Origin of the sequence: Saezia sanguinis, from assembly GCF_003991585.1 — a bacterium.
In the GTDB taxonomy this organism is placed as follows: domain Bacteria; phylum Pseudomonadota; class Gammaproteobacteria; order Burkholderiales; family Burkholderiaceae_C; genus Saezia; species Saezia sanguinis.
The window spans coordinates 17,763-30,035 of the sequence record NZ_PQSP01000001.1; the positions used below are offsets into that span (position 1 = coordinate 17,763).

Genomic DNA, 12,273 nt, shown 5'->3' on the forward strand with positions numbered 1-12,273 from the left:
AAATTGAAAGTGCCTGATGGCAGCACATGGACTTTGAGACAGTATCAGTTCATTGAAAACACCATAACCGGTTGTGCTGAACTTGCTTCCACAAAAAAGCCCACAGTGCAAATGCCTGCGGGCTTGATATGTTGAAGTGCGTTACAGCGGTTTATTTAAAATGTTCAGACGCAATATGACTTCAGCCTACCAGACCCGAGGGAACCTGGTAGGCTCGTAATCAAAATAATCACGTGGCTACATTTCATGGGAATCTATTCTACACCCATTGAAAAAATGCTTTCAAGTGCGGACCGGTGTTGTTTTTATGGCGTGGGAATCAGCTGTTGTATCTGGGTGGCAACCTGCGCAACCGGAAGGTGTTTGTTGCGGTGGTCCGACCAGGCCTGCCGCCAGCGGCGGGCCCCTGGCAAACCGTGCCGCAGCCCGAGCATGTGGCGCATGATCTGTGGCCACGAATTGTGTTCGTCAATGGCGGTTTCGCAATAGCGCACCATGGCTTGCTCGACGGCTTCACGGGAAGGAGTCGGGTGGGCATCGTTAAAAAATAATTGATCCCACGGTGCCATCATATAAGGCTCGTGATAAGCCTGGCGTCCAATCATCACACCATCCACATGGGCCAGATGCTGTGCAATTTCTGCATTGGTTTTAACGCCGCCATTGAGCACAATGGTGAGGTGGGGAAAGTCTTTTTTAAGCCGATAAACGGTTTCGTAACGCAGCGGGGGAATATCGCGGTTTTCTTTGGGGCTCAATCCCTTGAGCCAGGCATTGCGTGCATGCACAATAAACACACGGCAACCGGCATGGCTGAGTATGCCGATGAAGTCACGGACAAAATTGTATTCTTCAATGCGGTCTATACCGATGCGATGTTTGACCGTGATGGGAATGCTGACCGCATCCAGCATGGCCTTAACACCATCGGCGACCAGTTGCGGTTCGTTCATCAGGCAGGCGCCGAAAGCGCCGCGCTGTACACGCTCGCTCGGGCAGCCACAATTCAGGTTGACTTCGTCGTATTGCCATTGTTCAGCCAGCCGTGCACAGACTGCCAGATCAGCCGGCTCGCTGCCGCCTAACTGAAGTGCCAGCGGGTGTTCTACTTCATTGAAGGCCAGATGGCGGGCCACATCACCATGCAACAGGGCGCCTGTTGTCACCATCTCGGTATACAGCCGGGTATGCCGGGTGATCAGGCGGTGCAGATAGCGGCAATGCCGGTCGGTCCAGTCCAGCATGGGGGCCACGCTTAAACGCCATGGGTTAAAAGGCTGGGAATTCATGGGATAGGTAATGCGGTTGTTCCAAAGAAAGGTAAAGACACGTCAGTGCTTTACTTTGTATATATAGTTTCCAACTGTTTCTTCCATATGATAATGGATATGTCAACCTGCACAGTGGCCTGTAGCATTTCTCTGATTGGCAGTAAAAAAGCCTACCGGCTCAGGTAGGCTTTTCATGATGCACAAAAGGTTTATTTGATAAACATGATGGCATAAGGAATTTTGGGTTTGGCTGTGCCTTCTTTAACGGCTTTGAAATGCAGATAGCAGATATAGATCCAACCAATCCAGGCAGCAACGATTGCCAGGTATGCAATATAGAAAAGTGCGGTAACAATCATGGCCAATATGATGCCGATGATATACAGAACCATGACGACGATGAAGTAGTTGATAGACAGGTTCAATGCCAGTTTAGACTCTTCGTGTACTAAAGCATCATCCTTTTTGGTGAAGTAGAAAATCAGTGAGGAAAGCCAGTTAAAGAAAATAGCCAAAATCCACATCAGACCAGCGGTATCCTTTGACTCTTTGCTAACAGATTCATTATTTGCCATGAACAAAACTCCTTGTGGCGTTAAAGTTGATAGTTGGGCAGCCTGCGGCGATTCTAGCATGGGGGTTATGGCGTAAAAAACAGATGTTGAGTTTTTGACACATTTTTGCACTATAAAGAGGCATATTTTGGCAGTTTTACGGTAAATTTAGCAAAGTGTATTGACTGGCGATACTGTCAAAGCATGCTGCCATATATGACGAAAAAAGAAACCTAAACAGGGGGCGACTTTTGGCATAATAGGTAATATATATACATACGAGACTGTATGTATGAGGTTTATTTATCTGCTACACCATGTTTTCTCTGATTTCCCGTTTTATCCTTGTGGCCGGGTTGGTTACCTGTTATGTGCTGGCGCATGTGCTTCCTATTCGTACGGGGTGGGAAAATGGCCTGATTGAAAATACCCAGGTAGCTCTTTTGCTGTTGGGTTTGCTTATGGCCGTATGCAGTGCAGCACGTGCCCGGGATAAGAGGCTGCGCTGGTTCTGGATCATGCTGGTGCCGATCTGGTTTTTGCTGGTGGCCCGTGAACTGAGCTGGGGAACTGCGATTTTGATGCCCCCGCTGTATGTGCACCCCGAAACGGGGCCGATTTACTCATCGACGCTTCAACTGTGGTACCGGCCTGCGGTTGCTCCTGTTATGGGGCTTCTTTTGTTGGGTATGGTGGTGATCTTTTTTGTCACCAGGCAATACCGTACTGTGGTGCAATTGTTCCAACAGCACCTGATTCCCTGGTTTGAAATTGCTTTGGCAGTGATTGCTGCATTGCTGTGTGCGTCGGCAGAAGGGCATGGCTTGTCTATTTTTCAGGCTTTATCGCATCCGCAACAACAGGTATTGGAAGAGTTGTTCGAGTTCTGGATGTATGCGTCTGTTTTTGTCGGGCAATGGCTGTTAATCAGAAAGATGAAAGCAAACCAGGCAATGCATTTGCAATGAAACCTGAGCTGAGGCCTACAGGAATGAAAAACATAAGCTGTATGCTGGGGCAGCAGGCAGAAAAGCAGACGTTTTCCATAATTGTGAGAAAATACCCCTCTTTTTCGTTGCCACATATTGACTGGGCATGGAGTTTTGGTCTGCCGCTGATAGATGCGCTGTGATCTCAGCCAGTCATATTGTGAAGACGAAGTGGTTTCCCCTTGATGGTATGGTCTTCGTGACAGGTATCACAGACTGTATGTGTGGGCAAACAGGGGCGGGGTTTTGGAATTGAGAATGGCCACAGGAGAAGTTGTATGAAGCACACTGTTACGACACTGCATAAACAAAAAATCGATGGCGACAAAATCACCATGCTTACCGCCTACGATTACTACACCGCTAGGCTGATGGATGAAGCCGGCATTGAATGTATTCTGGTCGGCGATTCACTGGGCATGGTGATGCTGGGTTATGAAGATACGCTGGCGGTGACCATGGAAGACATGATTCACCATACCCGGGCAGTAGCCAGGGGGGCCTCAAAGGCGCTGGTGATTGCAGACCTGCCTTTCATGTCGTACCAGACTTCTGTTTATGATGCTGTGGTGAATGCCGGCCGGCTGGTTAAAGAGGGCCGCGCGGCTGCGGTCAAACTTGAGGGGGGTGAGGTGATTGCCCCGCAGATCAAGGCGATTGTGGAAGCTTCAATTCCGGTGGTGGCGCATCTGGGTTTGACGCCGCAGTCGGTCAACGCATTTGGCGGGTTTAAAGTCCAGGGTAAGGACGAGGCCGCAGCCGTCAAGTTGCTGGCCGATGCCAGAGCTGCGCAGGCTGCGGGTGCATTTATGGTGGTAATTGAATGTGTACCGGAAAAACTGGCGCGCCTGGTGACCCGGGAGCTGGATATTCCGGTGATTGGCATTGGTGCAGGCGCTGGATGCGATGGCCAGGTGCTGGTGTACCAGGACATGCTGGGCATGTACGGGGGCATTGCACCTAAATTTGCCAAGCAGTTTGCCGATATGGGGGCTGCGATGAAAGCGGCTTTTATGGCGTATGGCGATCAGACCAAGGCAGGCACTTTTCCCGGGCCTGAGCATGTGTTTTCCATCAGTGACGAAGTCATGGCTGCGGTGCAGAAGGTCGCTGCCCATGGCAAAGGAGCGTAGCCATGATTCAGATTACGAGCACGGTTGCCGAGGTTCAAAACCAGGTCAGGCAGTGGAAGCAGGACGGGTTGACTGTAGCGCTGGTGCCCACCATGGGCTACCTGCATGAGGGGCATGGCAGCCTGATTGCACAGGCAGCAAAAGAAAATGACCGGGTGGTGGTCAGTATTTTTGTTAACCCCATGCAGTTTGGCCCTGCGGAGGATCTGGCAACGTATCCGCGCGATCTGGTGCGCGATCAACAGGTGTGTTCGCAATATGGCGCGCATCTGATTTTTCATCCCACCGTTGAAGAAATGTATACACCCGGATTTTCCAGCTACGTGGATGTGAGCGGGCTGACCGAAGGCCTGTGCGGCAGCAGCAGGCCAGGCCACTTTCGGGGCGTGTGCACGGTGGTCAATAAGCTGTTGCATATTGTGGCGCCGCACAAGGCTTATTTCGGACAAAAAGATGCCCAGCAACTGGCGGTGATTCGGCGCATGGTGCGCGACCTGAATATGGACCCAGATATTGTCGGCTGCCCGATTGTTCGGGAGCCTGACGGCCTGGCCAAAAGCTCGCGCAATACTTACCTCAGTGCGCAGGAGCGCGCGGCTGCGCTATGCCTTTCGCAGGCGCTTGATCTGGGGCGCAACATGGCAGCACATGGGGAGCGTGATGCGGCGGCCATCATCGAGGCTGTGGGAGCCAGAATCAGGCAGGAGCCACTGGCCAAGATAGATTACGTTCACATTGTTGATCTGGATACTTTAAAACCTGTTCAGCAGATTGACAGACCGGTGCTGTGCGCCCTAGCTGTGTTCATTGGCAAAACCAGGCTGATTGATAATTTTATATTCACCCCCTAAAGAGGAGACATTCCGGATGGAACTGTGTATGCTGAAAGGCAAAATACACCGTGCCACTGTGGTTCAGGCCGAACTGGATTACGTGGGCAGTATCACTGTAGACCAAAATCTGCTGGAAGCAGCCGGGATTTTGGAATATGAGAAAGTACAGATCGTTGATATCAACAACGGCAGCCGGTTTGAGACCTACACCATTGCCGGAAAACGCGGCTCCGGGCTGATCTGCCTGAACGGCGCAGCAGCGCGCTGTGTACAGCCCGGCGACAAAATCATCATCATGTGTTATGCCCATATGAGCCCGGAAGAAGCCAGAAACGCCAGACCCAACGTAGTGTTTGTTGATGATGAAAACAAGGTCCAGCGCGTTACCCGGTACGAACAACATGGGCGGCTGGAGGAGATGTAATTTTCCCCAGGCCGCCGCGAGTTCATGTCTGTGTAAAAGCCCTGATACAGGGCTTTATTTCATTTTGCACATAGCCGGCAATATCCGCATTGCTTTCGGGCTGAAACAAAAGAGAGTAAAAGCAAGTTAACAAAAATTTACACAGCTTGAATACAGGGTTTACATGCCGGGCTTACGATACCCTTAAGCAAAGAGATGATCTGACAATGTTTGATCATTTGGCTGTTGGACGATTTTGTTTCAAACATGACTTATCTTGGAGGTGAGCATATGAAAAAACTACTCATTTGCCTGGGTCTGCTTGCAGTGACTGCAACGGCTGCCAATGCGGAAGTGACTATTTATCGCCGTTCAGGAAATGCGGTTGTCGGCTCAGATGGCTCCGGCTTTCTTGTGCGGGACCGGTATGTTCAGGATTCACAAGGCAATCGCCGCGAAATCGGCAGTGCCGGGGTTGGTAGCAACGGCCGGGCTTATATCAGAGACGGCAACATCACAATCTCCAATGATGGCGCGACCTATGTTGACATGGGAAATGGATGGAGCATGGGTAATAACGGCAAGGCCTGCTATACAACCAAAGGCTATACGTATTGCAACTGATAAAGCATCAGCAGCCCATTGCATTCATTTCATGTTCTGTCCCCAAAGCCCTCCATGTGAGGGCTTTTGATTGTCTGCAACGCTCAGATGTGTATACGCCATGAGGCAGAAATACCGCGCATTGACTGGTACCAGGGTGTGTTAACACGCTCTAGATTTTAAAACGAAAGGTATCTCCATCGTTAAATGCCAGATCAAGCACCATCCATGCGCCTAATACCACAGCAACGGGGGCAGCGGCGATATTGGCTGCAATGTTACCAGGATGCAGCGGGTGCTCCCCTACAAGCTGGCAGCCTGTCAGGCTGAGGCTGGCGGCACACAGCAATGAACAAAGTGCCATTGATAGTTTCTTTTTCCTGGTGCTCATGATGATGTTCTCCTGCGAATGTACATGGATACAGCATTGTCCATAAGGTGTCATGCTGTCTGGAATTGTATGGACCATGTGCGCCGTTTTCGCTGTCTATCAATAAAGTATTGTTTGCAGCTACAGGCAGTATCGTCAGACAACACCTGTTTCATCTCAGCGCCTTTTACAAGGGCAGAGACACAGGTGTGGATGCATCGGGAAGAATGATGCTTAAGGCGTGTAAGGCTGTTTGTTAAGGGGTGGAGTTCGGGAAATATCCTTTTTGCTGATAGAGCTGCTCAATGCGGGTTTTAACAATGCTGGCAGTCGCTTCTCCAACACTTTGTTTGATGTTGTTGATGCTCTCTTCCCAGGCAAACTGGCAGATGAGCCAATTGTGGCTCATGTACTGATTGCGGCACATACCTAAATAAGCCATCGCCGCATATTCGGTGTTGACCGGCCGGCCTGGTGTGTCAATGCTTTTGACAAACAGTGCGATTTCAGATGTTGTCGCCGTTGGAGGGATGGTGCTCATGAGATTCCTTTGTGAAGAAATTTGTGGAGCATGATAATTTGCGGGAAAAAGTAAGGACCTCGCAAGGGGCATCGTTGAAGCAGTTTTTATGGAAAAAATTGGACTGAAAATCCTGGAAGATAAAGGGGTTTCGTTGTGAGACTTTATGGTGCTGAAGCGAACCAGCACAGTGCTTCCGTGCGAATGTTGGTGCATGAAAAATGGCTGTTGAATCATCCCGCGATGTGACTTTAAATCCAGGCTGTTTGTAATGTCATACATGCATGATGCAATCTGGCCGCGCTGCGAATCGCTTGGCGTCACTCTGTGCCAATGGACAGTTTTGAATTCTGTTCATCAATGGTTCTGTTGATTACTCGCGATGCATATAAAGTGTTTTGACAGTTTTGTCATCGCTTTGTAAAAAAGGACAGGTTTGTAAGGCTGGGCATATTTTTTGCACTCGTTTTTTCTGGTGATGTTGTGCATGGACGGTAATCGAATACAGAAAAAAGGAGATGGCATATGTCTAGTTTGAGACGCAGGGCTTTAATAGCCAGTTTGACCGGTAGCTCGATTGAATGGTTTGATTTTTTTCTTTATGGTTCAGCGGCTGCTCTGGTTTTCAATAAGGTGTTTTTTACAAATCTGGATCCGGTAACAGGGTTGTTGTTATCGTATCTGACGTTTTCTCTGACATTTTTCATTCGGCCTTTTGGCGGTGTTTTGTTTGCCCATATCGGAGACCGTATCGGGCGTAAAAAAACGCTTGTGGCTACCCTCAGTCTGATGGGTGGGGCTACGGTGATGATCGGGTTATTGCCTACGTATAACAGCATTGGAATTGCTGCACCTTTACTGCTGATTTTGTGCCGCCTGGTTCAGGGGCTGGGGATTGGCGGCGAGTGGGGCGGGGCTTTGTTGCTGGCGTATGAATACGCGCCTAAAGAAAAGCGCGGCCTATTTGGCAGTGTGCCGCAAATAGGCGTCACAATTGGTTTGCTGCTGGCATCTTCTTTTATGGCGTTAATGGCTTTGCTGCCCGATGAGAGCTTTATGGCCTGGGGCTGGCGTGTGCCTTTTGTTTCCAGTATTGTGCTGGTGGCGCTGGGGTTGTGGATTCGCAGCGGCCTGGAGGAAACACCGGATTTTCTGGCCGCGAAAAAATCAGGTAACGTATCCAAAATGCCGGTGGTTGAAACGGTCAAATATCACTGGAGAGAGGTTTTGTAGGCAGCAGGTTTAAAGGTGGCTGAAACAGCACCTTTTTATATTTTTTCAACGCTGGTTATCAGCTATGCGATATCTCTGGGGTATCAGAAGACATCTGCACTGACGGCCGTGATGATTGGCGCTGCAGTTTCCAGCCTGATGATTCCTTTGTGCGGAGCCTTGTCAGACCGGTTTGGCCGTCCGGCCGTGTACATTACCGGTCTTCTGGCCATGGGGGCGTTTATTATTCCCTACTTTATGCTGCTGGATTTGAAAGCAACATGGGCCATCGTGCTGGCAACATTTTTGATCTTTGGCATTATCTGGTCACCGATCACCGCTACTTTGGGGACGCTGTCATCTGAGATTTTTGACACCCGGGTGCGCTATACCGGGGTGACTCTGGGTTATCAGATCGGGGCTTCTGTGGCCGGGGGGACGGCCCCGCTGGTCGCGACGTATCTGCTCAAAGAGTTTCATAACAGTTGGTTGCCCATCGCCTTGTATGTCATGATGCTGGTGGGTGTTTCACTGCTGGCGGTCGTGACGGTGATGCTCAGAAGCAGGCGTACAGTATTTTCGCCAATCACACATCCCGCAATGGGAATGAGCCCTCAAGCCGTTATGGTAGAAGGCAAGTAAAAGACGCCTGGCGTAAAGAAGAATGACCACACCCTTGGCTGATTGAGCCGGGGTGTGGTTTTTGCTATGAAGTCATGCAGACGTGCCTGAACCGGCAAAATTTGCACAAAGGGTGTATACCTTTTGGCAGGTATACCGCAGGACAAGATGGTGGTTGAATATGCCAAAACCGGGTCGTGCTGTTCCAGCTTGCAGCGTGTTTGTCTTTTTGGCATCAGGCTTGTGAAATCGGTAACGGGGGCAATGTGTCTGTTACCGCTGGATTGTCTTCAATAAAGAGTTTTCCATGGTCAGTTTTGATCATTTCAGAGCCAACCAGCCATTCGTTTTTATTCAACAAGTGCACGGATTGCACAATGGCTTCACCACTGTCAATTAAATACGCAATGTGTTCGCCCATGAAGGTATGGCCGGAGGATAAAATACCATTGCTGATTTGGTGCACGGCAACATATTGAACACTGCCGTCGGTGCGGACAGTCGCTGCAGAAATGTATAGATGAGTGGGCATTTCGTATCCTTTCTCCGTTCAAGGATGGAGCTACGCAGATGCGCAACCACCTTTCGCATGCATAACATTTCTTTCGCTACTTCCAATGGTGCAACAGATTTGTTGCCGGCGTCAAAATATTTGTGTCAATAATCCTGCATAATAATCGGGTAAAAATGATGGAAAAAAGGCCCGGCAGGTGTGAAGTGAACACGGGTTTTGCACAGTGGGCTCCATCTGATTTGCTGGGCGTTGGGATTGAAGCGTTTTATGCGTTGAAGAATGGCCCTGAGCTGTGCGGCAGTAGGCAATGTTTTGAAACGGACATAAAATCATGCATCGGGCGCAGTATGCCTGATGGAACTTCTTGTTCTGAGATGCCTTCAATGGTCTGCAATGCGGCTGACGGTTAAAGAGGAAAATAAATGTGAGCACGATGAAAAGGTTTACATACCGCATCAGGTGGGGGCGGCTTTTAATTGAAATTCAACCGGTCTGGTGGAGGTATTGGTGACTGAAAATAAGAGATCTCCATTCGTGTACGTTGACCCTGCTCTGTTCATTTTGTGTGTGGTCACGGTACTGGTTGGCTACAAGGCCTGGGGGTATTTCCATATCCAAAATCCGATGGTTGCCAATGCGCTGCTGGGCGGTGCTGTGGCTGCATTCGGAACGACGATCGGAACCTTGCCGGTTTTGCTGGCACGCAGCCTGTCTGTTCGCACACAGGATACCATGCTGGGGTTTGCCGCAGGGGTGATGCTGGCGGCATGTTCTTTTTCTTTGATCATTCCGGGCATTGATGCGGCCCGCAGCCAGGGGGTGGGCGCCTGGGGTTCAGGGTTTATTGTTGCCGGCAGTATCATGCTGGGTGCCGGGCTGATGTTTCTGATTGAGCGTTTTGTACCGCATGAGCACTTTATCAAAGGGGTGGAAGGCCAGCAGGCGTTGCTGATCCGGCGCACCTGGCTGTTTGTTTTTGCCATTGCTTTGCACAATGTCCCTGAAGGGCTGGCCATTGGTGTCGGGTTTGGCGGGACAGATCAGTTGCGTGCATCGGCGCTGGCCGCAGGGATTGCCATACAGGATATTCCGGAAGGGCTGGTTGTTGCCGTGGCGCTGGTTGGGGCCGGTTATAAGCGCAGCAGCGCGGTGTTGCTGGGGATTGTTTCAGGGCTGATCGAGCCCATTGCGGCTGTATTGGGCGCGCTTGTCATTAATTTGTCTACCATCCTGCTGCCGTGGGGGCTGGGGTTTGCCGCTGGTGCCATGCTGTTTGTTGTTAGCCACGAAATGATTCCGGAATCGCACCGCAAAGGACATGAGGCTTATGCCACAGGGGGGCTGATCATTGGTTTTGTGATCATGATGCTGCTGGATACGGTGCTGGCCTGACCTGATGGGGATTCTGATCCATTCTATTAACCACCGCTTTCCATCAGCATAAAGAGGCGCCGCATGGTGTCAATGCGGCGCCTCTTTGTATTTGAGATTGACTGTAGAAGAAAAAAGAATCAGTGATGGTTGCAGTTGGTGCAGTCGCCGCCGCAGGTACACGCCTTTTTAATCGTGTCTAGGCTGACTTTGACGCTTTGCCCGCAATGAGGGCATTGAACTGCCGGATTTGCTCTTACTTGAGCCAAGTTTTCCTCCCATGTGTGATTGCATTTGGGACATGTTGCTTCAACCTTTTTCATTTGAAACTCCTTCGTGCTTTTCCACAAATTTAAGATGAGCCAGCTGGTCGCGGCATCAGCCGGAGGCCTGTTTCCGTTATCCGATCCAATCGGGAGGTATGCTTGGACGAATGATTGTGCCCCGATAAGGGCTGCATAGTTGCAAACGGCATTAATGCGTAGATCAAACTGGGTACATGCGTGATTTAATCACGTTTGTTCAGGCAAAAGGGGTTTTCAAAGTGAAAATCTGGTCTAACCAGAAAAGGGCGTATTTAGCTGTGTTTTAGCGATGTTTCAGCATGTTTTGAGCCGATAAGGGTATTTTTATCAGGCGAGCAATTGAGTTACCGTATGAATGGTCAGCCCGACCAGACCACCGACCAGTGTTCCGTTGATGCGGATAAACTGCAGGTCGCGTCCGACGTATTTTTCAATGCCGCTGCTCATTTCTTCAGGTGTCCAGGCATTGACGGTATTGACAATATACTGCCGGATGGTGGAGCGGTAACGGGCAATCCACTGCGGTACCAGCGTAAATATTTTCTGGTTTAACCATTGCCGGGTTTCGTCGCTGGCCTGCAACTGGCGTGCAATGGTTTGTATGCCTTGTTCCAGGTGGTTCTGGGTTATCGGGTAGGGCTTGGCACAATCGTCTTTGATCCATTGAATGAGGCTGTCCCAGCTCTGTTCCAGTGCCTGGCTGAGTGCAGGCTGCTGGGCCAGTTGCTGCTGAAATGTGCGGATACGCTGATGGTAGTCCGGACTGTCTTTCAAACCATCGATCAGGTGGCGGATGAAATGGTCAAACCGCTGTCTGAAGGGGTGCTCTGTATTTTGTGCCATTTCCTCCATCAGGTGGGCCACGGTGGCCACAATTTTCCGGGTGGCATATTTGCCGGCCGCAGCGTCCAGTCCGATGTAGCGCAGGTAGCGGACTTCAGTAGCCACCTGGCTGGCGATGTGGTCACGAATTTCTTCGTCTGTCAGCAGCTTGCCCAGTTGCATGACGGCCTGGTCCAGAATTCGCTGATGCGAACCTTCCTGAGCAATGATGGTCAGCAGGGCACTGCCGGTGCGGGTCAGGTCTGCTGACTGAATCGCGTTGAGTACATTGGTTTTGACGTAGGTGCGCAGCTGTTCACTGGCCAGTACCGGCACCAGGTGTTCAATGCTTTTGCACAACTGCCCGGCCACTTTGCGTGCATTGGTGGGCTGTGAAAGCCAGCGTGCGACAATGCGCACAGGGTCGCCTATGCCCAGGTGCTTGGCGATTTGCTCGGTATCAATGAATTTATTGCACAAAAAGTCAGCCAGCCGTTTGGCGATCCGTTCCCGGTTGGCCGGGATAACGGCGGTATGGGGGATGGGTATTCCCAGCGGGTGCCTGAACAGGGCAACCACGGCGAACCAGTCAGCAATGGCGCCAACCGTGCCGGCTTCGGCAAATGCCGCCACATAACCCCAGACTACAGAGCGGGGCTCCATCCATGTTGCCAGCACATACAGCAGTGCAACGGCAATCAGCATGAGTGTGGCGGTGCGTTTCATTTTGAGTCAGTATGGTGTTATCGGCA

General features: G+C 50.6%; 14 protein-coding genes. 8 read left to right on the top strand and 6 right to left on the bottom strand.

What is annotated here, in order from left to right; translation table 11 throughout:
• Positions 1-305: 305 nt before the first annotated feature.
• Together dusA and CUZ56_RS00075 are read right to left on the bottom strand one after the other, a co-directional pair.
• Positions 306-1,289: a tRNA dihydrouridine(20/20a) synthase DusA gene (dusA, locus tag CUZ56_RS00070; RefSeq protein ID WP_126977030.1), complete on the bottom strand. Its 984-nt coding sequence runs from the start codon at positions 1,287-1,289 to the stop codon at positions 306-308.
• Positions 1,290-1,480: 191 nt separating this feature from the next.
• Positions 1,481-1,846 carry a DUF4870 domain-containing protein gene (locus CUZ56_RS00075; protein WP_162615201.1) on the bottom strand — a complete coding sequence of 122 codons (366 nt, stop codon included), beginning with the start codon at positions 1,844-1,846 and terminating at the stop codon, positions 1,481-1,483.
• A 296-nt stretch (positions 1,847-2,142) separates the two neighbouring features.
• Between CUZ56_RS00075 and CUZ56_RS00080 the strand changes: the two genes are divergently transcribed.
• The 5 genes from CUZ56_RS00080 (at position 2,143) to CUZ56_RS00100 (ending at position 5,807) form a co-directional block, all read left to right on the top strand.
• Positions 2,143-2,793, top strand: coding sequence for a hypothetical protein (locus CUZ56_RS00080; protein ID WP_126977034.1), 651 nt, complete (start codon positions 2,143-2,145; stop codon positions 2,791-2,793).
• A gap of 299 nt (positions 2,794-3,092) precedes the next feature.
• Positions 3,093-3,947 carry a 3-methyl-2-oxobutanoate hydroxymethyltransferase gene (gene panB, locus CUZ56_RS00085; protein WP_126977036.1) on the top strand — a complete coding sequence of 285 codons (855 nt, stop codon included), beginning with the start codon at positions 3,093-3,095 and terminating at the stop codon, positions 3,945-3,947.
• A gap of 2 nt (positions 3,948-3,949) precedes the next feature.
• Positions 3,950-4,798, top strand: coding sequence for a pantoate--beta-alanine ligase (gene panC / locus CUZ56_RS00090; protein ID WP_239441911.1), 849 nt, complete (start codon positions 3,950-3,952; stop codon positions 4,796-4,798).
• A gap of 16 nt (positions 4,799-4,814) precedes the next feature.
• Positions 4,815-5,204 (top strand): aspartate 1-decarboxylase, encoded by a 390-nt coding sequence (gene panD, locus CUZ56_RS00095; RefSeq protein ID WP_126977038.1) that lies wholly within the window; start codon positions 4,815-4,817, stop codon positions 5,202-5,204.
• Positions 5,205-5,474: 270 nt separating this feature from the next.
• Positions 5,475-5,807, top strand: coding sequence for a hypothetical protein (locus CUZ56_RS00100; protein ID WP_126977040.1), 333 nt, complete (start codon positions 5,475-5,477; stop codon positions 5,805-5,807).
• Between the two features lie 151 nt (positions 5,808-5,958).
• Here CUZ56_RS00100 and CUZ56_RS00105 read toward each other — a convergent pair whose 3' ends face one another.
• On the bottom strand, positions 5,959-6,177 hold the full coding sequence (locus CUZ56_RS00105) for a hypothetical protein (protein ID WP_126977042.1): 219 nt from the start codon (positions 6,175-6,177) through the stop codon (positions 5,959-5,961).
• Between the two features lie 235 nt (positions 6,178-6,412).
• Positions 6,413-6,958: a hypothetical protein gene (locus tag CUZ56_RS00110; RefSeq protein ID WP_126977044.1), complete on the bottom strand. Its 546-nt coding sequence runs from the start codon at positions 6,956-6,958 to the stop codon at positions 6,413-6,415.
• Between the two features lie 243 nt (positions 6,959-7,201).
• On the opposite strand from CUZ56_RS00110, the gene CUZ56_RS15960 reads away from it, so the two are divergent.
• Both CUZ56_RS15960 and CUZ56_RS15965 read left to right on the top strand, forming a co-directional pair.
• Positions 7,202-7,909 carry an MFS transporter gene (locus CUZ56_RS15960; RefSeq protein ID WP_204250789.1) on the top strand — a complete coding sequence of 236 codons (708 nt, stop codon included), beginning with the start codon at positions 7,202-7,204 and terminating at the stop codon, positions 7,907-7,909.
• A gap of 15 nt (positions 7,910-7,924) precedes the next feature.
• On the top strand, positions 7,925-8,530 hold the full coding sequence (locus CUZ56_RS15965; RefSeq protein WP_204250790.1) for an MFS transporter: 606 nt from the start codon (positions 7,925-7,927) through the stop codon (positions 8,528-8,530).
• A gap of 214 nt (positions 8,531-8,744) precedes the next feature.
• Here the strand turns inward: CUZ56_RS15965 and CUZ56_RS00120 are convergent, their stop codons facing one another.
• Positions 8,745-9,041 carry a hypothetical protein gene (locus CUZ56_RS00120; RefSeq protein ID WP_126977046.1) on the bottom strand — a complete coding sequence of 99 codons (297 nt, stop codon included), beginning with the start codon at positions 9,039-9,041 and terminating at the stop codon, positions 8,745-8,747.
• 549 nt (positions 9,042-9,590) lie between these two features.
• Here CUZ56_RS00120 and CUZ56_RS00125 point away from each other — a divergent pair.
• Positions 9,591-10,415, top strand: coding sequence for a ZIP family metal transporter (locus CUZ56_RS00125; protein WP_404948023.1), 825 nt, complete (start codon positions 9,591-9,593; stop codon positions 10,413-10,415).
• 611 nt (positions 10,416-11,026) lie between these two features.
• Here CUZ56_RS00125 and CUZ56_RS00130 read toward each other — a convergent pair.
• Positions 11,027-12,247: a DUF445 domain-containing protein gene (locus CUZ56_RS00130; RefSeq protein ID WP_126977048.1), complete on the bottom strand. Its 1,221-nt coding sequence runs from the start codon at positions 12,245-12,247 to the stop codon at positions 11,027-11,029.
• Positions 12,248-12,273: the final 26 nt, after the last annotated feature.